General features: G+C 70.1%; 21 protein-coding genes, 1 pseudogene and 1 riboswitch. Of the genes and pseudogenes, 12 read left to right on the top strand and 10 right to left on the bottom strand.

Annotated features, from left to right (window positions below; genetic code table 11):
• The first annotated feature begins 93 nt into the window (after positions 1–93).
• The 3 genes from ACFXMV_RS08520 to ACFXMV_RS08510 all read left to right on the top strand — a co-directional run bounded on the left by ACFXMV_RS08520 (position 94) and on the right by ACFXMV_RS08510 (position 2,207).
• Positions 94–363 carry a metal-sensitive transcriptional regulator gene (locus ACFXMV_RS08520; protein WP_378500362.1) on the top strand — a complete coding sequence of 90 codons (270 nt, stop codon included), beginning with the start codon at positions 94–96 and terminating at the stop codon, positions 361–363.
• Positions 364–373: 10 nt separating this feature from the next.
• On the top strand, positions 374–961 hold the full coding sequence (locus tag ACFXMV_RS08515) for a class I SAM-dependent methyltransferase (protein WP_378500363.1): 588 nt from the start codon (positions 374–376) through the stop codon (positions 959–961).
• A gap of 112 nt (positions 962–1,073) precedes the next feature.
• Positions 1,074–2,207, top strand: coding sequence for a hypothetical protein (locus ACFXMV_RS08510; RefSeq protein ID WP_378500865.1), 1,134 nt, complete (start codon positions 1,074–1,076; stop codon positions 2,205–2,207).
• 21 nt (positions 2,208–2,228) lie between these two features.
• On the opposite strand, the gene ACFXMV_RS08505 is transcribed toward ACFXMV_RS08510, so the two are convergent.
• Entirely contained in the window at positions 2,229–3,317 is a 1,089-nt protein-coding gene (locus ACFXMV_RS08505) for a TDT family transporter (protein ID WP_378500864.1), read from the bottom strand.
• 91 nt (positions 3,318–3,408) lie between these two features.
• Here ACFXMV_RS08505 and ACFXMV_RS08500 point away from each other — a divergent pair, with 91 nt between their 5' ends.
• Genes ACFXMV_RS08500 through ACFXMV_RS08490 form a run of 3 tightly spaced genes read left to right on the top strand, consistent with a single transcriptional unit; the run spans position 3,409 to position 5,332 of the window.
• Positions 3,409–4,296: a LysR family transcriptional regulator gene (locus ACFXMV_RS08500; RefSeq protein WP_378500863.1), complete on the top strand. Its 888-nt coding sequence runs from the start codon at positions 3,409–3,411 to the stop codon at positions 4,294–4,296.
• 7 nt (positions 4,297–4,303) lie between these two features.
• Positions 4,304–4,540 (top strand): DUF167 domain-containing protein, encoded by a 237-nt coding sequence (locus ACFXMV_RS08495; protein ID WP_378500862.1) that lies wholly within the window; start codon positions 4,304–4,306, stop codon positions 4,538–4,540.
• 3 nt (positions 4,541–4,543) lie between these two features.
• Positions 4,544–5,332: a class I SAM-dependent methyltransferase gene (locus tag ACFXMV_RS08490; RefSeq protein ID WP_378500861.1), complete on the top strand. Its 789-nt coding sequence runs from the start codon at positions 4,544–4,546 to the stop codon at positions 5,330–5,332.
• Here ACFXMV_RS08490 and ACFXMV_RS08485 read toward each other — a convergent pair.
• Both ACFXMV_RS08485 and ACFXMV_RS08480 read right to left on the bottom strand, forming a co-directional pair.
• Positions 5,329–5,793 (bottom strand): tRNA (cytidine(34)-2'-O)-methyltransferase, encoded by a 465-nt coding sequence (locus tag ACFXMV_RS08485; protein ID WP_378500860.1) that lies wholly within the window; start codon positions 5,791–5,793, stop codon positions 5,329–5,331. The two genes, ACFXMV_RS08490 and ACFXMV_RS08485, sit on opposite strands and share 4 nt — an antisense overlap.
• A 50-nt stretch (positions 5,794–5,843) precedes the next feature.
• On the bottom strand, positions 5,844–6,251 hold the full coding sequence (locus ACFXMV_RS08480) for a RidA family protein (protein ID WP_378503095.1): 408 nt from the start codon (positions 6,249–6,251) through the stop codon (positions 5,844–5,846).
• Between the two features lie 69 nt (positions 6,252–6,320).
• On the opposite strand from ACFXMV_RS08480, the gene ACFXMV_RS08475 reads away from it, so the two are divergent.
• A complete protein-coding gene (locus tag ACFXMV_RS08475) occupies positions 6,321–6,944 on the top strand; it encodes a TetR/AcrR family transcriptional regulator (RefSeq protein ID WP_378500858.1) in 624 nt (207 codons plus the stop codon).
• Positions 6,945–7,029: 85 nt separating this feature from the next.
• Positions 7,030–7,638, top strand: a complete 609-nt coding sequence (locus ACFXMV_RS08470; protein WP_378503096.1) for a pentapeptide repeat-containing protein — start codon at positions 7,030–7,032, stop codon at positions 7,636–7,638.
• Between the two features lie 62 nt (positions 7,639–7,700).
• Here ACFXMV_RS08470 and ACFXMV_RS08465 read toward each other — a convergent pair whose 3' ends face one another.
• Both ACFXMV_RS08465 and ACFXMV_RS08460 read right to left on the bottom strand, forming a co-directional pair.
• The gene (locus ACFXMV_RS08465) at positions 7,701–8,222 is read right to left on the bottom strand and encodes a GNAT family N-acetyltransferase (protein ID WP_378502233.1); all 522 of its coding nucleotides are present in this window, start codon (positions 8,220–8,222) and stop codon (positions 7,701–7,703) included.
• A gap of 33 nt (positions 8,223–8,255) precedes the next feature.
• Positions 8,256–9,847 (bottom strand): annotated as a pseudogene (locus ACFXMV_RS08460) (HNH endonuclease signature motif containing protein).
• A gap of 131 nt (positions 9,848–9,978) precedes the next feature.
• Here ACFXMV_RS08460 and ACFXMV_RS08455 point away from each other — a divergent pair.
• The gene (locus ACFXMV_RS08455; RefSeq protein WP_378502540.1) at positions 9,979–10,839 is read left to right on the top strand and encodes a bifunctional methylenetetrahydrofolate dehydrogenase/methenyltetrahydrofolate cyclohydrolase; all 861 of its coding nucleotides are present in this window, start codon (positions 9,979–9,981) and stop codon (positions 10,837–10,839) included.
• Positions 10,840–10,848: 9 nt separating this feature from the next.
• Positions 10,849–11,157 carry a DUF3017 domain-containing protein gene (locus ACFXMV_RS08450; protein ID WP_378503097.1) on the top strand — a complete coding sequence of 103 codons (309 nt, stop codon included), beginning with the start codon at positions 10,849–10,851 and terminating at the stop codon, positions 11,155–11,157.
• Between the two features lie 13 nt (positions 11,158–11,170).
• Here ACFXMV_RS08450 and ACFXMV_RS08445 read toward each other — a convergent pair whose 3' ends face one another.
• The 3 genes from ACFXMV_RS08445 to ACFXMV_RS08435 all read right to left on the bottom strand — a co-directional run bounded on the left by ACFXMV_RS08445 (position 11,171) and on the right by ACFXMV_RS08435 (position 14,961).
• Positions 11,171–12,322 carry a homoserine O-acetyltransferase gene (locus ACFXMV_RS08445; RefSeq protein ID WP_378503132.1) on the bottom strand — a complete coding sequence of 384 codons (1,152 nt, stop codon included), beginning with the start codon at positions 12,320–12,322 and terminating at the stop codon, positions 11,171–11,173.
• A 141-nt stretch (positions 12,323–12,463) separates the two neighbouring features.
• Complete coding sequence (locus ACFXMV_RS08440) at positions 12,464–13,558, bottom strand: homoserine O-acetyltransferase (RefSeq protein WP_378500438.1); 1,095 nt, start codon at positions 13,556–13,558, stop codon at positions 12,464–12,466.
• 89 nt (positions 13,559–13,647) lie between these two features.
• Entirely contained in the window at positions 13,648–14,961 is a 1,314-nt protein-coding gene (locus tag ACFXMV_RS08435) for a bifunctional o-acetylhomoserine/o-acetylserine sulfhydrylase (protein ID WP_378500434.1), read from the bottom strand.
• Positions 14,962–15,096: 135 nt separating this feature from the next.
• A riboswitch (SAM riboswitch) is annotated at positions 15,097–15,216 on the bottom strand.
• Between the two features lie 174 nt (positions 15,217–15,390).
• Here ACFXMV_RS08435 and ACFXMV_RS08430 point away from each other — a divergent pair.
• Positions 15,391–16,782 (top strand): amino acid permease, encoded by a 1,392-nt coding sequence (locus tag ACFXMV_RS08430; protein WP_378500435.1) that lies wholly within the window; start codon positions 15,391–15,393, stop codon positions 16,780–16,782.
• 77 nt (positions 16,783–16,859) lie between these two features.
• A complete protein-coding gene (hutH, locus tag ACFXMV_RS08425) occupies positions 16,860–18,407 on the top strand; it encodes a histidine ammonia-lyase (protein WP_378500436.1) in 1,548 nt (515 codons plus the stop codon).
• 14 nt (positions 18,408–18,421) lie between these two features.
• Here the strand turns inward: hutH and hutG are convergent, their stop codons facing one another.
• Together hutG and hutI are read right to left on the bottom strand one after the other, a co-directional pair.
• Entirely contained in the window at positions 18,422–19,378 is a 957-nt protein-coding gene (hutG, locus tag ACFXMV_RS08420) for a formimidoylglutamase (RefSeq protein WP_378503098.1), read from the bottom strand.
• The gene (gene hutI / locus ACFXMV_RS08415) at positions 19,375–20,556 is read right to left on the bottom strand and encodes an imidazolonepropionase (RefSeq protein WP_378498807.1); all 1,182 of its coding nucleotides are present in this window, start codon (positions 20,554–20,556) and stop codon (positions 19,375–19,377) included. The genes hutG and hutI overlap by 4 nt, the downstream gene beginning before the upstream one ends.

Below are 20,556 nucleotides of genomic sequence, written 5' to 3'. Positions count from 1 at the left end.
TGTGCAGGCCAGGGCCGACTCCGCCGTCGCGATATACCCCGCCGGGTACCATGGGAGCCGACGAATCCGGACGCGAAAGCAGGGAGTGGCGAGATGACGGGTGACGAGGAGAGCATTGCGCTGGTGCTCAACAGGCTGCGGCGCGCACAGGGCCAACTGGCGGGCGTCATCTCGATGATCGAGAGCGGCCGCGACTGCAAGGACGTGGTGACCCAGCTCGCCGCGGTCTCCCGCGCGCTGGACCGTGCCGGCTTCAAGATCGTCGCGACCGGACTGCGCGACTGCCTTGCGGGCACCAACCGGGACAACCAGGAGCCGATGACCGAGGCGGAGCTCGAGAAGCTCTTCCTGGCGCTGGCCTGAGGGCGGCGGCGTGGACGCATCGGACTGGGATGCCAGGTACCGGGATTCGCCCGACCCGTGGGGCGCCGAGCCCGCGGAGACGATCCGCGAGCGGCTCGCCGCTGTGCCCCCGGGCCGGGCGGTCGACCTGGCCTGCGGCGACGGCAGGCACGCCCGGTGGCTGAGCCGCGTGGGCTGGACGGTCACCGCGGTCGACTACTCCGCGGTCGCGATCGACCAGGCGCGGGCCCTCGATCCGGATGGCGGGATCGATTGGGAGGTCGGTGATGTCACCGCATGGGCGCCGCGGTCGGAGGTGGACCTCGTGCTGCTGAGCTTCCTGCACCTGCCGACGGCCGAACTCGAGGCGCTGATCGCCCGCGCGGCCGGTTGGCTCGCGCCGGGCGGCCGGCTGCTCTACCTCGGGCACTCCTTCGAGAACTTCGGCCGCGGCGTGGGCGGGCCGCCGGACACGGACATCCTGCCGCGGATCACCGACCTGGCCCGGGCGTCGACCGGACTGCGCGTCGACGCACTCGAACACGTCCGCAGGCCGGCGGGCGCGGGCATCGCGATCGACATCCTGCTCGAGGTGTCGCCATGGGATCCGGAAGATTAGGCAGTGTGTCGCGCGCACACCTGAACGTCGGCATAGCAATATGTAACCCGTCCGCGCGCTGAATGATTCGGCGCGCGGACGGCGATCTGTTCATACCGAATGAGGTGTTGGCGTGTCCGTGGGAATTGGGCTCAGGGTTGGCAGCATCGTGTCGCACACGGTGATCGCGTCGAATGACGCGGGGACCCCGGACCCGATAGTGATCGTCCGCGACACGGTGCTGCATGTGCGTGCAGACGGGGGAACCGTCCTCGGCGGCTCCGGACAGGACGGCGGCGTGGAACACACGCTGTCCGGATTCCTGTCCCGGGTCGGCGATCCCGAGGGGGTCGCGGCCAGTGACGGCACCCGATATCGGGCGGAGGACGTGGTCGCGAACGCGATCAGCAGCCTGCTGCACGAATGCGAGCCGCTGCCTGATCACGGCGGGCGCGACGGCGGCACCCCGCACGTCTGGGCGACCTACCCGTCCAACTGGGCTCCCGAGACCGTGGCGGATCTCCGTGAATCGCTCAACTACGGCGGCATGCCGCAGATCACGCTGGTGTCCGACGCGGAGGCGTCGTGCGCCTGGTTCGAATCCGAGGTCGCGGAGCAGCCGGGCCAGCTGATCGGGACGTACCACGCGGACGACGCGGGAACGACGGTGAGCCTGATGCGCTCGGGTGTCCTGGTCGGCCGCTCCTTCCGGTTCCCTGCCGGCAGCGGGATGTCGTCGACCGCGCAGCTCTCCACCGCGCTCGGCGCGTTCGGTTGGTTGCCCTCGAACCTCGATGCCGTGGTCGTGACGGGGGACGGGCTGGTGGCGCGCGACGCGGTTGCGTTGAAGGGCGTCGCGACCGCGCTGGCCGACCGCCTCGGGGTGCACAGCGTGGTGGGCCCTGGCCCGGAGCAGGCCGCCGCGCTTGGTGCGGCGATCCTGGCCGCCGGATTCCAGACCCCGGCGATGGCGATCCGGCGGATCGGCCTGCCGCCGTCGTACGACGTCACCGAGGTGCTCAGCGCGATCCCGGGTTCGGTGCGCGAGGTACGCGAGGTCACCGACGCCCATGAGCGTTCGAGCTTGCTCACCGCGTCGGCGGTGGGGGCGATCCAGGCGGTCGCGGACGTCGACGCGGACGGCGAGCCGGAACCGGATGCCGAGGCGACCTCGGGTTCGGCAGGAAGGCCGCTGCTGCTGGCGGGCGGGCTCGCGCTGATCGCCGTGTTGGCCCTGATCGGTGCGGTGCTGGTGTTCCTGCTCTGACGCGGGGCGCGGCGGAGTGGATCAGGGGGCGGGGGCGAACAGCGCCCGCGTCCACACCCCGCGCGCGGTGTGCGCGGCGACCACCACCCAGATGCCGATCAGCAACGCGAACAGGGCGACGGAAAGCCACTGGACGGCAAGGGAATCGGTCGCGATTCCCAGCGTGCCCGCGCCGACGGCACAGGCGCCGAGCGGGAACGTGAAGCTCCACCAGCTCATCGAGAACCGCAGCCCGCGGCCAGCCGCGCGGACGGTGAGCAGGCAGGCGAACCCGAACGCGAGCAGGCCGATGCCCGCCACTCCGATGCCGTAGACCACTCCGAACGCCCGCAGGCCCGCGGCCGCGGCGGGCCCGACCGCGCTGTCGGAGGCCCGGCCGAGCAGGTTCGCCGCGGCGATCGACTGGCCGATCACGCCCAGCGGGATCCACACCGTCGGGATGGCTTGCACGGCGGGCAGTCCGGTGCGGGCGAGGTGTCCGATCACCACCACCATCGTCACGACGGCCGCGGTCAGTGCCATCGCGAACAGGACGTAGCAGCCGAGCAGCATGGTGAGCCGGGCCTGGCCCACGGGCAGGTGGGGGATGAGCGCGGCGCCGGTGGCGGCGGACACCATCGGCGGCACCACCGGCATCAGCCAGGCCGGGGTGGGGGCGCCGCCCGACAACATGCGCGGGGGAACGGTGATCGCCGCCGCCACCCCGGCTGCGGTGCCGACCGCCCACAGGACGGCCGCGACGGCCACGGCGGACGACCCGAGGATGTCCCCGCCCGCGACGGCGGTGCCAGCTCCGACGGTCAGCACCGCCATCGGCAGCGCGCCGTAGAACGGGGCCATCGCGGGGCTGCGGGCGTAGCCGAGCGCGTGCTCGCGGTGACGCACCCAGTGCGCGGCGAACGCGACCGAGAGCAGCACCAGTTCGAGGGCGGCCAGTGCCCAGAACCCGTGCGCGATGGCGCGCCGGCCCGGCACCTCCACCGGCAGCGATGCCGCGCCAACCGCGATGATCCCGGTGCCCATCACCACCGCGAACCAGTTCGGCGTCACGTGCGCCAGTGCGGGGCTGCGGCGTGCGGGGGTTGCGGCTGTGGGGGTGGTCGTGAGCATGAACAAAGATTGCCGCCCGGCGGTCGGCGCCGGTAGACGGCCCATCCTTGGCCTGTCACAACTTCTGATTGTGACGGCCTATCCTTGCGGTATGCCGTTGTCCCCCCGCGTCCCCGAACTCGCCGCCCTCGACGTCCTGGTCTCCGTCGCCCGGCTCGGCAGCATGGGGGCCGCGGGACGCGAACACGGGCTGAGCCAGCAGGCGGTCAGCGCGCGGATCCGCTCGGCCGAGCGGTTGCTCGGTATCAGGGTCTTCGACCGCGCCACCACCGGCGTCACCCCGACCTACGAGGGCGGGCTCGTGCTGGAGTGGGCCGCGGGCACCCTCGCCGCGGCCGAGGAATTGGCGTCGGGGATCTCCGCGCTGCGCGGGGAGCGGGAGGCCAACCTGACGGTGGCCGCGAGCATGACCATCGCCGAGTACCTGGTGCCGGGCTGGACGGTGACCATGCGGCGCAAGAACCCGACCGTGGTCACCTCGGTGCGGCTGCTGAACTCCACCGACGTCGCGGCCCAGGTGCTGGCGGGGGAGGCGGACCTCGGCTTCGTGGAGGGGCCGGAGGTGCCTGCCGGACTGCGGTCGCTGGAGGTGGCCCGGGACGAGCTGGTGGTGGTCGTCCCGCCCGGCCACCCGTGGGCAAAGGCGGCGCCGATCACCCCGATCGAGCTGGCCAGGACGCCGCTGATCCAGCGCGAATTCGGTTCGGGCACCAGGAACACGCTCGAGAACGCGGTACCGGGGTGCGTGGACCCGCTGCTCGAGCTGACCTCGTGCACCGCGGTCAAGGCGGCCGTGGTCGCGGGCAACGCGCCAGCCGTGGTGTCCTCGCTGGCGGTGGCGGCGGACCTGACCGACGGACGGCTCGTTTCCGTCGAGGTGCAGGGCCTGCGGTTGCCGCGCCGGTTGCTCGCGGTGTGGGCGGCCGATCGCGGCCTGCGCGGGCCAGCGCGCGACTTCCTCGACATCGCGGCTGGGTAGCGCCGCCATGAGCGGATCCCGCATCGTCGCGGCGCAGATCAAGCCGAACAGCAAGAAGGGTCCGCTGGTCGAGATCCTCGAGGACGGCACCGTGCTGCTGTACGTGCGCGCGCCCGCGGTGGAGGGTAGGGCCAACAAGGCCGCCGAGGAGCTGCTCGCCGAACATCTGGGCGTGTCGAAGAGCGCGGTTCGGCTCGTTTCCGGGCAAACGTCCCGCCACAAGCGCTTCGAGGTGCAGGATTGACCCGTGTCCGAATGGGACGGTGAGGGTTACGCACAGGTCAGTGGGCTGCAGCGAACGCTGGCCAAGGCATCGCTGTCCGGTCTCGAGCTGACCGGCACCGAGCGCCTGCTCGACGTCGGCTGCGGCGACGGGTTCATCACGCTGGAACTGGCCGGGCGGTTGCCGCGGGGTTCGGTGGTCGGCGTCGACGCATCCGCCGGGATGGTCGACAAGGCCCGGTCGCGGCCGGTGCCGGACGGGGCGACCGCGACGTTCCGCGTCGCCGATGCCCGAGAATTGCCGTTCGCGGACGAGTTCGACGTCGTGGTCTCGTTCAACGCACTGCACTGGGTGGTCGAGCAGCGGCGGGCGCTGTCCGGCATCGCCCGCGCCGCGCACCCCAGTGCGCGGGTGATCATCCAAATGGTGTGCGCGAGCGAGCGGCCCAGTGTCGAGGCGGTGGCCATGCGGGTGTGCCGCGCGCCGGCGTGGGCCGAGTCGTTCGCGGGTTTCGAGCCGCCGTTCACCCACCCGGACCCCGCCGGCTATCCGGAGCTGGCCGCGTCGGCCGGCCTCGTGGTGACGGACCTGCGCACCTCGGACCTCGACTGGGACTTCGGATCGCGGGAAGATTTCTCCCGGTGGTGCGCCGTGGGTTTCGCGTCCTGGACCGCCCGACTGGACGCGGGCAAGGCGTCGCGGTTCGTCGACGACGTGGTGCGCGCGTACGAGGAGGTGTCCGGCGGCCCCGGCCTGTTCCGGTTCACCCAGATGCGGGTGGCGCTCGCCGTCGCGTCCGGCCCCCGCGGCTAGCTGCCGCCCGCGAAGCCATGCTGGCGCCAGGCCTCGTACACGACGACGGCCGCGGCGTTGGACAGGTTGAGCGAGCGCCGACCCGGGACCATCGGGATCCGCAGCTTCGAGGTGATGTGCGGGTCGGCGAGGACCTCCTCGGACAGCCCGGTCGGCTCGGGGCCGAACAGCAGCACGTCGCCGGGCTGGTACGCGACGTCCGCGAACGAGGTCTGCCCGTGCGCGGTGAACGCGTAGACCCGCTCGGGTGCCAGCGCGGCCCACGCGGCCTCGAGGTTCTCGTGCACGGTCACCGAGGCCAGGTCGTGGTAGTCCAGCCCGGCCCGGCGCAGCTTCGGCTCGGAGAGGTCGAAGCCGAGCGGGCCGACCAGGTGCAGCTCACACCCGGTGCCCGCCACCAGCCGGATCGCGTTGCCGGTATTCGGTGGGATGCGAGGTTCGTGGAACATCAGTCGGAACACCGCATCAGCTTGCCACCGCCGGTGGACGCCCGTTCACTGACCCGATCGGCCTAGGGAAGCACGGCGGTTGCCTCGACCTCGACGAGCAGGTCCGGTTCGCCCAGTGCCGCCACGCCAAGCAGCGTGATCGGCTTGACCGGGTCGACCCCCAGTTTCGCCGCCGCCCGGGCAACGCCCTCGCCCAGCAGCGGCATCTTGTCCGGAGTCCAGTCCACGACGTAGATGGTCAGTTTCGCGACGTCGTCGAAAGACCCACCGATCTCGGTGAGAGCTGTGCCGATGTTCAGGTAGGCCTGCTCGACCTGGGCGGCGAAATCCCCCTCGCCGACTCGGCGGCCCTCTGCGTCGCGGGCAACCTGACCGGCGAGGAAGACGAGCCTCGAGCCGGTGGAGATCGAAAGTTGTCGGTACACATCGGGTTTCGGCAAACCTTCGGGGTTGAGCAATGTCACGGGCATGTCGCGCTCCTCTGTCTCCTCGGGCAAGCTGTCGAGGGAAACCATAGCAATGCCATGTATTGTTTCGCCATGGTGAGAACGAAGGATCCGGCGGTGCGGCGGCTGCTGGTCGAACGGGCCGCGCGGATGCTCCGCGCCAGGCAGTCGATCACGCTCCGCTCGCTGGTCGCCGGGACCGGCGTGTCCACCATGGCCGTCTACACCTACTTCGGCGGAATGGACGGCCTCTGGATGGCCGTGCGACAGGAAGGGTTCACCCGGCTCGCGGTCGTTCTCGAGAAGGTTCCGCGTTCCGACGATCCGGTTCGAGACCTGGTCGCGCTCGGGGCGGCATACGTGTCGAACGCCCTGGCGAACCCTGACCTCTATCGCGTCATGTTCGACGACACCATCGAGCTCGAAGACGCGGCGGCCGCGGACGAAACGCTGAACTACCTTGTCGAAGCCGTGGAACGAGCGCAGCTCGCCGGACGTTTCCGCGACGACGTCGTCGGGAGGGAACTCGCCACCCAGTGCTGGGTCATCGGCCACGGACTGTCCTCGCTCGTCGCAACCGGACCCCTGCCTCGGGGGGCGCTCGATCACGGCGCGCTCATGCTGACTGCCCTGCTGACCGGCGCAGGCGACGAACCTGGACAGTGCCAACGGTCCGTGACGCACGGATGGGGCAGCCTCGCCGGACCGGCGGGGTGACCGCGAGTCGAGTAGCAGACCGCGCGCGGTCGGCGTTCGCCCACCGGTGCGAGAGTCCGTCGGTGGGTGCGGGCAGGATGGCGACATGGCACCGGAACACCCCGAGGAATTCGTCGGCGAGGACTTCGCGGACGCGCGGCTGCCGCGACAGCACTGGCAGGACCGGCATTACACCGGCTGCAACTTCCGCGATGCGGACCTGAGCGAGCTGCGCACCGAACGCGTCGTGTTCACCGACTGCGATTTCACAGGCGCCGACCTGTCGGGTTCGCACCACACGGTGACCGCGTTCCGATCCTGCACCTTCACTCGGACCAGGCTGTGGCACAGCGTGTTCCGGAGCTCCAGCCTGCTCGGTTCCAGCTTTCAGGACTGCCGGATCCGGCCGATCGAGTTCAATGAGGTGGACTTCACGCTCGTCTCGCTCGGCAAGGCCGACCTGCGCGGGGTCGACCTCACCGACTGCCGGCTGCGCGAGGCCAACCTGGTCGACGCCGACCTGCGCCAGGCCGTGCTGCGGTCGGTGGACCTGCTCGGTGCGCGGACCTTCGGACTGCGACTCGAGGGCGCCGACCTGCGCGGCGCCCACGTCGACGCCGCGCTGTGGACCAGCGCCAAGCTGGACCAGACGAAGATCGAGATGACGCAGGCGATCGCGATGGCCGCCGCGCACGGGTTGATCGTCGAGCCTTAGGGGCTCTCGATCCACCGCGATTCAGGTCCCCTTGGTCGCGGTGCTGACGAACGCCGCCCGCCTCAGCGCACGAACTCGCGAGCCAGCAGGTCAAGCAGCAGCCCGTCGTCCCAGGTGCCGTCCTTGTTCTTCTCGTATTCGCGCATCACCCCGACGTCCTTGAAGCCGACCTTGCGGTAGCAGGCGATCGCGGGGGTGTTGGCAAGCTTCGGGTCGATGACCAGCCGGTGGAAGTCGTGGTCGTCGATCAGGTGCGCGCACAGCACCCGCACCACCTCGGTGCCCAGGCCGCGTCCCTGCGTCGCCGAGGACAGGAACAGGTCGAGGCCCGCATGTCGGTAGTCGGGGTCGGGCTCGAAGTACCACTGCGCGAACCCGATGACCTGATCGCCCTCCATCACCGTGTACTTGACGGTGTCCGGCTCCTCGACCTCGGGCCAGTCGTCGTCGGGTACCTGCCACCATCTGCGGACCTCCGGCTGCCGATGGATCTCGCGCAGCCGGTCGCGGTGTTCGGGGCGAACGGGGGTCAGCCGGACCCGTGGGCCTGACAGTTCGGGTGGACCTTCAGGAGTCGGTGCCATGCTCCCAGTCCTACCCGTGACTGCGCGTGAATGCTAGGCGGCGTCGGGCTTTCGGGGTTCGTCGTCCGCCGCGGAATTGTCTTCGTGGGTGAGGTATTCGCCTGGGTGGTGGTAGTGGTTGATGCGTCCGGTTCTGGTGGGGTCGATGTGTTTCGGTGGGTGCCAGAGGGTGCGGCCGGGGTAGGGGTGGTCGGGTCCGGCTTGGGTGGTGGCCCATTGGTAGTCGCCGGGGCCGACGAGGGGGTGGTGGTCCTCGCAGCCGAAGGTGGGGGTCCCTCCCTGCACGAAGTGCTCGGGGGAAGGTCGTTGGCGTTGGTCTGGCCGCCGTCGGCCCATTCTTTCCTGTGGTGAGCTTGGGATCTGCTTCCGGCGTTGGGGCAGCCGGGATAGGTGCAGCCGCGGTCCTTGGCGTACAGGATGATTCGTTGGTCTTCGGTGGCGAGGCGTTTGGTGCGGCCGAGGTAGAGGGGTCGGCCGTCGTCGTTGTCGAAGATGGCGAGGTAGTGGTGGGCGTGTGCGGCGAGCCGGATGGCGTCTCGCATGGGTATGAGGCTGCCGCTGCCGGTGATGGCGACGCCTGCGGCGGATTCGAGTTCGCGCAGGGTCATGGTGACGATGACGGTGACGGGTAGTCCGCGGTGTTGTCCGAGTTCGCCGGAGGCGAGGACGGAGCGGAGGACCTTTTTGAGGGCGTCGTGTTGGCGTCGGCCTTCGGGTCGGGTGTCGCGTCGTGTGGCGGCCTCGCTGGGTTCGAAGTCGCTTGGCGCGGTGCCGGTGGACTCATTGCTGTCGGGCCCGTTGCCGTCGGCCGCGTTGCCCTCCTCCGCGTCGCTGCCTGCCGTGCGGGTGTCGGGTTCGCTGCCGTCCTCTTCGCTGTCGGTGGTTTGGCTGGGTGTGTCGTCGGTTGGGTTGCACATGCCGGGTTTGGCGGCTTTGGCGAAGATCGCTTCGAGGTAGGCGCGGGTTTCCGGATCGACGCAGAAGCTGCCTTTGGTCATTTTGTCTTTGCCTTGCTTGCCCATTCGGAAGTAGCTCTTGCGGGCGCGGTCGGCTTCGTCGTCGAGTTTGCCGTCGGGGTCGAGGAAGTTGGCGAGTCGCTCGGCGGCGACCTTGAGTTCGTCGGGGCGCAGGGTGCGGGCGTGTTCGGCGAGGTCGCGTTCGGCCTGGTCGCGGGTGCCGGAATCTATGGCGTCGGGCAGGTGTCGCAGGAAGGTGCGGATGACGTCGACGTGGGCGGGGTTAATTTCGCCTTGGTGGGCTGCGGCGGCGGTGGCGGGCATTTCGGGGTCGAGGGGTTGGCCGTCGAAGGCGGTGCGGGTTCCGAGTTGGTGGGCGACGTGGATTCGCTCGCTCGCGGCCGTCGGGCTGATGTGCAGGGTGTTGGCGAGGAGTTCGCGGAGGTTCGTGCCGCCGAGGGTGTTGCAGGCGCGTTGTTCGACGAGTTGGTTGATGAGGGTGTGGCCGAGGGCGGGCAGGGTGCGGGCGATGGTTTCGAGGCGTGTGAGGACTCGGATGCGGTCGAGGTTGGGCAGCATCTGGTAGTTGAGGGTTCGTAGGGCGGCGGTGGCGGATTCGAGGTCGCGCAGGGCGGCGGTGATGGCGTCGGCGGTGGCGGCGTCACCGATGGGTGTCGCGTCGCTCGCATCGGACGGCATCGAATGCATGTTCTAATTGTATCGACGGGGTCCGACAACTTCGGTGAAGGAATTTCGGCCCGTTCACGCCCCGAAGGCAGCCAGCTGAAACAATGGTCGCCGTGACTGCGACGATCCTGGATGGCAAGGCAACCCGCGACGAGATCTTCATCGATCTCAAAGCCCGAGTGGATGCGCTCAAGGCCAAGGGAATCACCCCCGGGCTGGGCACCGTCCTGGTCGGGGAGGACCCCGGATCGGCCTCTTACGTGCGAGGCAAGCACAACGATTGCACGAAGATCGGTATCAACTCGATCCGGCGTGACCTGCCCGCCGACATCACCCAGGCCGAGCTCGAGGCCACCATCGACGAGCTGAACGCGAATCCCGAGTGCACCGGCTACATCGTGCAGTTGCCGTTGCCCAAGCACCTCGACGAGAACGCCGCGCTCGAGCGCATCGACCCAGACAAGGACGCTGACGGCCTGCACCCGGTGAACCTCGGCAGGCTCGTGCTCGGCAAGGAGGCAACGCTGCCGTGCACGCCGCGCGGTGTGGTGCACCTGCTGCGGCGCTACGACATCCCGATCGACGGCGCCCGCGTCACCGTGGTCGGTCGCGGTGTGACGATCGGCCGCCCGATCGGATTGCTGCTGACCCGTCGCAGCGAGAACGCAACCGTCACCCTCTGTCACACGGGCACGAAGGACCTGGCCGCCGAGGTGAGTCGAGCGGACATCGTGGTCGCCGCCGCAGGCGTCGCCGGCCTGATCACCGCGGATATGGTCAAGCCGGGCGCGGCCGTGATCGACGTGGGCGTCAGCCGGACCGCGGACGGACTGCGCGGCGACGTCGACGACAGCGTCCGCGAGGTCGCGGGCTTCGTCTCCCCGAACCCCGGCGGCGTCGGCCCGCTGACCCGAGCCTTCCTGCTGAGCAACGTCGTGGAGCGCGCGGAGCGGCTCGCGGCCGGCTCGGCGTAGGGACACCCGATGACCGCGACGTCCACCGAACCGGCGAACCGGTGGGTTCGGTTCGCCCGTAAGAACCTGCCCCTGCTGGCCGTGTTCGCGGTGGTGCTCGTCGCGGTGGTGTTCGTGCTCGCCGACCGATGGCGGCGCGGTGCCTTCGTGTTCGGGCTGGCGACGCTGCTGGCCGCCGGATTCCGGCTGTGTCTGCCCGCCGAGCGGGTGGGGCTGCTGGCGGTCCGGGGTCAGCGCTTCGACGTGGCGGCGCTGATCGCGGTCGGCGGTGCGATCGTGTGGCTGGCCGTCTCGATCGACCCGCTCGGCACCGACTGAGCGGAAACCGGTGTCACACCGTGGCGGCGCTCACGCGAGTGGCCCTGGCCAGGGCGAGGGTCTCGCCGAGCAGCGAGGTGACCCACTCGACCTCGGTGAGGAAGCCGTCGTGGCCGTCCGCGGAGCGCACCAGTCGTAGGCCGTCGCAGCCCGGCAGGTGCTGCGCCACCTCTTCGAGTTGGCGCAGCGGGAACAACCGGTCCGAGTCGACGCCGCCGACGATCGCCGGGACCGGGGTCGACGCCAACGCGGCCGCTACCCCGCCGCGCCCGCGCCCGACGTCGTGCCGATTGATGGCGTCGGTCAGTACCACGTAGGTGCCGGGATCGAAGCGGGCCACCAGCTTGTCCGCCTGGTACTCGAGATAGCTCTGCACCGCGTAGCGGCCACCGCGCCACGGATCTTCGCCCGACTGAGGGGCATTCCCGAAGTTCGCGTTCAGGCCTGCCTCGGCGCGATAGGACAGGTGGGCGATCCGCCTGGCGATGCGCAGCCCGTTGTCCGGTGACCTGCCGGTGCCGTGGTAGTCGCCGCCCTGCCAGTCGGGGTCCGCGGTGATCGCGGCGATCTGGGTGCTCTGTGTCCCGATCTGGTCCGCGGTCGCACACGCGCCGACCGCCAGGACCAGGGCCGAGCCGACGCGGTCCGGGTGGCCGACCATCCACTCGAGGGTCCGCATGCCGCCCATCGAGCCGCCGATGACGGACGCGAATCGCTCGATCCCCAGCGCGTCGGCCAGCGCGACCTCCGCTTCGACCTGGTCACGGACGGAGATGGTGGGGAAGCGGGACCCCCACGGCGCGCCGTCCGGGGCAGGCGAGCTCGGGCCGGTGGTACCGCGGCAGCCTCCGAGCACGTTGGCGGCCAGCACGCACCACACGTCGGTGTCGAGGGGCGCGCCGGGTCCGACCATGCCGTTCCACCATCCGGGGGAGAGGTGCTCGGCGTCGGCGGGGCCGGTGACGTGGGAGTCGCCGGTCAGCGCGTGCTCAATCAGCACGATGTTGTCGAGCTCCTGGCTCGGAGTGCCCCAGCACTGGACGGCAAGCGTGACGTCCGGCAGCAGGTCGCCGTTCTCCAGCCGGAGCGAGCCGATCCCGACGCTGACCTGGGATCCGTCGGGCGGCGGGAACGCCCTGATCGTCGGGGTGTCCGATGTCGACATGGCGGTCATGACGGGGATCGGCAGCGGGAGGGGAGTCGAGACGGGGTGGATCACAGACGAACGCACGGCGCCGATGCTATCGACCCGACGCCTGCGATGAGGACGATCACGAGAATCCGGCCGTCCCGGCGGGAGCAGGTGTTATCCGGCGACGGAGCCGCGACGTGCCCTGGCCATGGCCATGGTCTCGCCGAGTAGTTTGGTGACCCACTCGGCCTCGGTGAGGAAGCCGTCGTGACCGTACCTGGAGTTCACCACGCGCAGCCCGTCGCAGCCGGGCAGGTACTCGGCCAACTCCTCCTGCTGCCGCAGCGGATAGAGCCGGTCGGAGTCCACGCCGCCGACGATCACCGGGACGGGAGTCGACGCAAGGGCAGCCTCGACACCGCCGCGTCCGCGCCCCACGTCGTGACGGTTCATCGCCTCGGTGAGCAGAACGTAGGTGCCCGGGTCGAAGCGGGCGACGAGCTTGTCCGCCTGGTGCTCGAGATAGCTCTGCACCGCGTACCGGCCACCCCGACTGGGATCCTCACCCGGCTGCGTGTCGTTCGCGAACCGGGTGTCGAGTTCGTCCTCGGTGCGATAGGTCAGGTGCGCAATGCGGCGGGCGATGCCCAACCCGGTACGAGGCACCCGGCCGGTGCCGTGGTAGTCGCCGCCCAGCCAGTCGGGGTCGGCAGCGATCGCGGCCATCTGCGTGGTCTGTGTCCCGATCTGGTCCGCGGTCGCCCGCGCACCGACTGCCAGGATGAGCGCGGTGCCGACCCGTTCCGGGTAGCCGACCGTCCATTCGAGGGTCCGCATGCCGCCCATCGAGCCGCCGACGACGGCCGCGAACCGGTCGATGCCGAGAAGATCGGCCAGCGCGACCTCCGCCGACACCTGGTCGCGGATGGAGATCTCCGGAAAACGCGATCCCCACGGCTGACCGTCGGGGTCGAGGGAGGCGGGTCCGGTGGTGCCGCGGCAGCCTCCGAGGACGTTCGTGGCGAGCACACACCATTCGTCGGTGTCGATGGGGGCGCCGGGGCCGACCATCCCGTTCCACCAGCCCGGTGACGGGTGCTCGTCGTCCACCGGACCGGAGACGTGAGAGTCCCCGGTCAGGGCGTGCTCGACGAGCACCACGTTGTCGAAGGTGGCGCTCGGCTCGCCCCACGCTTGAACGGCGAGGGTGACCTCCGGCAGGACGACACCGCTCTCCAGCTCCAGCGAGCCGATACCGATGCTCGTCAGACGCCCGTTCGGCGGCGGGAACCCCGCGAGGGACGGTGTGCGTCCCTGCGGAGGCCGCGCCGAACGGGCGCCTGACTCGGAGCTGACTGTCAAGATGCCGCCGCCGTCAAACCGGTCTCGAGATCGGCCAGGATGTCGTCGATGCCCTCGATGCCGACCGCCAGCCGCACCAAGCCCGGGGTCACTCCCGATGCCAGCTGCTCCTCAGCGGACAGCTGCGAATGCGTTGTGGAGGCGGGGTGGATGACGAGCGAACGCACGTCGCCGATATTAGCGACATGGCTGTGCAGGGTGAGCGCGTTGACGAACTTCTTGCCCGCGTCGACCCCGCCTGCCAGCTCGAATGCCACGATGGCACCCGCGCCCCTCGGTGCGAGCTGCTGTCCGCGCTCGTACCACGGCGACGACGGCAGGCCGGCATACGCGACCGACACGACCTCGGGCCGGGCCTGCAGGAACTCGGCGACCCGGGTGGCGTTCTCGACGTGCCGCTCGATGCGCAGGCTCAGCGTCTCGAGCCCCTGGCTGATGAGGAAGGCGTTGAACGGCGAGACCGCGGCGCCCACGTCGCGGAGCAGCTGCACCCGGGCCTTGAGGGCGAAGGCGGGCGCGCCGAGGTCCGCGAAGACCGCGCCGTGATAGCTCGGGTCAGGGGTGGTGAAGTTCGGATGCCTGCCCTGGGTCCAGTCGAAGGCGCCGCCGTCGACGATCACGCCCGCGATCGCGGTGCCGTGGCCGCCGAGGTACTTGGTGGCCGAATGCACCACGATGTCGGCGCCGTGCGCGATCGGCTGGATCAGGTACGGCGTGGCGACCGTGTTGTCGACGATCAGCGGGATGCCGTTCTCGTGCGCAACGGCAGAGACGCCCGGGATGTCGAAGATGTCGTTCTTCGGGTTGGAGATGGTCTCGCCGAAGAAGGCCTTGGTGTTCGGCTTGATCGCCGCGCGCCACTGCTCGAGGTCATCCGGGTCCTCGACGAAGTCGACGGTGATGCCGAGCTTCGGCAGCGTGTAATGGAAGAGGTTGTAGGTGCCGCCGTACAGCCGCGGGCTGGAGACGACGTGGTCGCCTGCCTCCGCCAGGTTCAGGATCGCAAACGTCGCCGCGGCCTGTCCCGATGCGAGTAGGAGCGCGGCGACGCCGCCCTCGAGGGCCGCGATCCGCTGTTCGACCGCGTCCTGGGTCGGGTTCATGATGCGGGTGTAGATGTTGCCGGGCTCGGCGAGACCGAACAGCGCGGCGGCGTGGTCGGTGTTGTCGAAGGTGTACGAGGTGGTCTGGTAGATCGGCAGGGCGCGGGCCTTGGTGGTGGCGTCCGAGGTCTGGCCGGCATGGATCTGCTTGGTCTCGAAGCTCCAACTGGTGGTCGGATCGGCCTCGGGGCTGCTGTTCTCGCTCATGTGTTGTCTACTCCAGGATGTGGGGAGATCGGCGCCGAGCGGGCGCCAAGGGGCAACAGTTTGGGCCTATCTTCGACAACAACACATGGTGAACCTCCGGTGGGTCGTGGCCCGGTTTGTGGGTCCGTCCCAGCGGACCCGCGCTTGTCATCCGAAGACTGCTCCGCGGACAACCCGGTCATCACCCGGGGCACCCCACCGCGGATGGAGGGTTGCCGACCAGCTAGCCGGGGCTTGATGCTGGTACTCATGACCGCAGTCGAGTTTAGCGGCTGTCGTCGCGCGGCCGAAAGCGAGGGCTGTCGGCGGAGGCGTCGGCGCGGTCGGTCCGCGGGGAGTCGAGGGTGACGCGCCGCGGCGTGACCTGTGCAACAGGACTAAACTGCCTGCGTCGTTGAAGTATCAAGCACCGTTCGCAGGAGACCGATAGTGAAAGCCGCCGCCGTGGCGCTGACCCGAGGTCTCACCGCCCGGCACATCCGATTCATCGCACTGGGCTCGGCCATCGGAACGGGGCTCTTCTACGGCTCCGCCGCCGCGATCGAGCAGGCAGGGCCGTCCGTGCTGCTCGCCTACCTGATCGGCGGCGTCGCGGTGTACCTCGTGCTCCGTGCGCTCGGCGAGATGGCCGTCAGGAACCCGGTGTCCGGGTCGTTCGGCGAGTACGCGAGCAAGTATCTCGGACCACTCGCCGGGTTCATGACGGGGTGGACGTACACCTTCGAGATGATCGTCGTCTGCCTGGCGGACGTGACCGCGTTCGGCGTCTACATGGGCTTCTGGTTCCCGGACGTGCCACGGTGGATCTGGGTGCTGGCGATCGTCTTCTTCATCGGCGCGATCAACCTGCTCAGCGTCAAGGTGTTCGGCGAACTCGAATTCTGGTTCACGCTGATCAAGGTCGCCGCCATCGTGGCGATGATCGCGGCAGGAGTCGCGATCCTGATCTTCGGGTTCGGTATCCACGACACCGGCACCGGGGTCAGCCAGCTGTGGAGCGAGGGCGGGTTCTTCGCGACCGGCTTCGGCGGTTTCGTCGGCTGCTTCGCGATCGTGGTCTTCGCCTTCGGCGGGACCGAGATCATCGGCGTCACCGCGGGCGAGGCGCAGGACCCGGAGCGGACCATCCCGCGCGCGGTCAACACGGTGCCGATCCGGATCATGCTCTTCTACGTGCTGACGCTGGCCGTGATCATGGCGATCAACCCGTGGCAGAGCATCGGGACCGATGGCAGCCCGTTCGTGCAGATCTTCCAGGGGCTCGGCATCGGCCCCGCAGCGACCGTGCTGAACATCGTGGTGATCACCGCGGCTCTGTCCGCGATCAACAGCGACATCTTCGGCGCGGGCCGGATGATGTACGGGATGGCGCAGCGCGGCCAGGCGCCCGCGATCATGCTGAGGGTCTCGCGGAACGGCGTGCCGTGGATGACCGTGGTGATCATGACCGTCGCCCTGCTCGTCGGGGTGCTGCTCAACTACGCCATCCCGGACTCGGTGTTCCTCGTGATCGCCTCGATCGCCACGTTCGCCACGATCTTCGTCTGGCTGATGATCCTGCTGTCGCAGTACCGCTCCCGGCGCCAGATGAGCGCGGACGAGGAGTCGGAGCTGAAGTTCCCGGTGCCGTTCTGGCCGTACGGGCAGCTGCTGGCGATCGCATTCCTGGTCTTCGTGATCGTCGTCCTCGCCTTCTCCGCCGATACCAGGGTGGCGCTGGTGGTCGGGGCAGTGTGGCTGATCCTTCTCACCCTTGCCTACCTCCGCTTCGTCCGACCCCGGCCGGAATCCGAGCAGGAACTCGTCCGTCAGCCGTCCTGACGACGATTCCCCCGCGCCGAGCCCGCCGCGGCGGGAGGATGTGTGCAGCAGTTCGCTTCCCGACGGAGGAGCCCGCGGTGGACAACACCGGACCGGTCGTGGTCGGCGTCGGCGCCCTGACGCCAGACGAGGTGCTGCGCGTGGCGCGATCCGGCGCCCATGTGTGGCTGTCGGAGGATGCCGCGGCAGCGATGGCGGCAACCCGGGCGCGCATCGAGGAGCTCGCGCAGGATTCCGGTCCTGTGTACGGCGTGTCCACTGGTTTCGGTGCGCTGGCCACCCGTTACATCCCTCCCGAGCTGCGCGCCCAGCTGCAACGCAGCCTGATCCGCTCGCATGCCGCGGGCAGCGGTCCCGAGGTCGAGCGGGAGGTGGTGCGCGCGATGATGCTGCTGCGGCTGTCCACGCTCGCGACCGGTCGCACCGGGGTGCGACCCGAGGTGGCGCGCGCCTACGCCGCGCTGCTGTCGGCGGGGATCACGCCCGTGGTTCCCGAGTTCGGCAGCCTCGGCTGCTCGGGCGACCTCGCGCCGCTCGCACACGTGGCGATCGCGGTGACCGGGGAGGGCCTGGTCCGCGATGCCGCGGGGGAGTTGCAGCCCGCCGCAGGCGCGCTGGCCGCGGCCGGGATCTACCCCGTCGCCCTCGAGGAGAAGGAGGGCCTCGCGCTGATCAACGGCACGGACGGGATGCTCGGCATGCTGCTGCTCGCCTGCGACGACCTGCGCCGGTTGCTGCAGTTGGCAGACGTCACCGCGGCGATGAGCGTCGAGGGGCTGCTCGGCACGGATCGGGTGTTCGCTGCCGACCTCCAAGCGCTGCGCCCGCATCCCGGTCAGGCCGTCGCGGCGGCGAACATGGTCCGGCTGTTGGCGGGCTCCGAGATCGTCGCCAGCCACGCCAACCCCGACTGCCCCGTGGTCCAGGACGCCTACTCGCTGCGATGCGCGCCGCAGGTCGCAGGCGCCGCCCGCGACACCCTCGCCCACGCCGACGCGGTCGCGGCCCGCGAGCTCGCGAGCGCCATCGACAACCCCGTGGTGACCCTCGACGGCAGGGTCGAGTCGAACGGTAACTTTCACGGGGCGCCGGTGGCCTACGTGCTCGACTTCCTCGCGATCGTCATCGCGGATGTGGCGGGCATGAGCGAGCGCCGAACCGATCGGTTCCTCGACATCGCGCGCAGCCATGGGCTGCCCCCGTTCCTGGCCTACGGCCCCGGGGTCGACAGCGGGCACATGATCGCCCAGTACACCCAGGCCGCGATCGTCTCGGAGCTCAAGCGGCTGGCATCGCCTGCGAGCGTGGATTCGATTCCCTCCTCGGCGATGCAAGAGGACCACGCGTCGATGGGATGGTCGGCCGCACGCAAGCTGCGACGGTCGATCGACGGACTGACGCGGGTGCTCGCGATCGAGGCGCTCACCGCGGCACGGGCGCTGGACCTGCGGGCACCGCTGCGGCCGTCGCCCGCGACCGGTGCGGTGCGGGACGCGATCCGGGCCCGCGTCGGGGGCCCCGGCCCGGACCGGTTCCTCGCCCCCGAGATCGGGGCCGCGGTCGAGTTGGCGGCCTCGGGTGCGCTGGTCGGGGCCGCAGAGGCGGTGGTCGGGGAGCTGGGCTGAGAGGGACCGGTCGATCAGTCGACCGGAGCCCGCCACGTGACGACGCGGTGGATCAGTCGGGCCGCGGTCCGAGCCGTCCGGTTGTCGAAGTCGAGCTTCGGGTTGAGCTCGGCGACATCGAGCAGCGCGAGCCTGCCGCTGCGCGCCACGATGTCGCACACCCGCTGGACCACTTCGAGCGGTACCCCGAACGCCGCGGGGGAGCTGACGCCGGGAGCGACGGCCGCGGGCAGGACATCCAGGTCGACGCTCAGGTGCACCAGGTCCACCGAGCGCAAGAACTCGTCGACGAACGACTCGACCGCAGGCATGTTCGCTGCCGTGCACTCGTCGTCGAGGAGATATCGCACACCAAGCGACTCGGCCCGCGCGAACAGCGCCGAGGTGTTGCCGGGCTGGGAGATGCCCACGACCGCGTAGTCCAGTGAGCGCCCCTGTGCCGCTTCGCTTTCGGCCATCTGTCGGAACGGTGTCCCGGAGCTCGCCGCGGGATCGTCGCGAAGGTCGAAGTGTGCGTCCAGGTTCAGTACGCCGAGGCGCGCACCCGAATCGAAACCGGCAGAGCCGACGATCCCGAGGTAGTCGCCGTACGCCACCTCGTGCCCGCCGCCGAGCACGACGACGAAATGCCCGGCGTCGAGCAGGCCGGCCACCACCTCACCGAGCCGCCGCTGTCCTGCTTCCAGGTGGCCAACGGCGACCGCCACATCGCCTGCGTCGAACACGCGGATCGGCGCGGCAAGCGCCATCGGGGCGAGCGCATGACGCAGGGCGGTCGGGCCCCGTGCCGCGCCCGGCCTGCCTTTGTTTCGGCGCACCCCCTCGTCGCTGCGGAACCCGACCAGAACGGTTGCCCCCGGCGCGGTGTCGGCTTCGAACGGCGACACCGCCGAGTGCCAGCGCAGGTGCTCGGGCCCGGACCCGTCATCGCGTCCCGACCAGGTGCCAGGTGTCAGGTCAACCTTTGTCATCGTCGGTACCCGTCCTTCCACACCTCACGGACCAGCGGCACGCCCGGCCGGTACGCCAGGTACAGGTGCGACGGCGCGTCCAGCGCGATCAGGTCGGCCCGGGCGCCGACCCTAATGTGCCCGATGTCGGTGCGCCGCAGCGCCGCCGCGCCGCCCGCCGTCGCGGCCATCACCGCCTCGTCCGGGCTCAGGTGCGTCTCGAGCACTGCCAGGGCGATGCACAACGGAATGCTGGTCGTGTAGCTCGTGCCGGGATTGCAGTCCGATGCAAGCGCGACCGTGACGCCTGCATCGAGTAGGGCCCGCGCATCGGGATACCTGTTGCGGGTGGAGAAGTCGGCGCACGGCAGCAGCGTGGCGACCGTCCGCCCCGCCGCCAGCGCCTCGATGTCCGCGTCCGTCGTGAAATTGACGTGGTCCACGGAGGCGGCGCCCAGCTCGACGGCGAGCCGGACCCCTGGGCCGTGGCCGAGCTGGTTGCCGTGCACCCGCGGCGTGAGGCCCGCGGCGACGCCCGCCTCGAGCACGGCCCGCGACTGGTCCGCGTCGAACGCCCCCCGTTCGCAGAACACGTCGATCCATCGGGCGTTCGGTGCGCACGCCGGGACCATCTCCTCGCACACCATCCGCACGTAAGCGTCGCTGTCCCCGGCGAACTCGGGCGGCGTCAGGTGCGCGGCCAGCAGCGTCGTCTCGGGTGTGAACGTCGCCGCCACCTCGAGGCTTCGCAGCTCGTCGACGACCGTCTGCCCGTACCCCGACTTGCATTCGATCGTCGTGGTGCCCGAGCGCAGGGATTCGGCGACCAGTCGCGCGGTGTTCGCGGCCAGTTCGGCGTCGGTGGCACCACGGGTCGCCGCGACGGTGGTGCCGATGCCGCCCGCGCCGTAGGCGGCGCCGGACATCCTCGCCGCGAATTCCTCGGCCCGCTCGCCGCCGAAGACGAGATGCGCGTGGCTGTCGACGAATCCGGGTAGGGCCGCCCGGCCGTCGAGGTCCACGGCGGCGTCCGCGCTGCCCTCCGGGATGCGCGAGCGCGGGCCCACCCACTGGACGATGCCGTCGCCCAGCACGACCGCGGCGTCGTGGATCAGCCCGAGCGCGCCCTCGCCGGTCTCCTGGTCGTTGGTGACCAGGGTGCCGATGTTGTCGATCACCACCCACGGGCTGATGCTCAC

This window comes from Rhodococcus sp. NPDC059179, assembly GCF_042754885.1.
Taxonomy (GTDB): Bacteria; Actinomycetota; Actinomycetes; order Mycobacteriales; family Mycobacteriaceae; genus Rhodococcus_G.
This window is presented reverse-complemented; position numbering and strand designations above follow the sequence as displayed.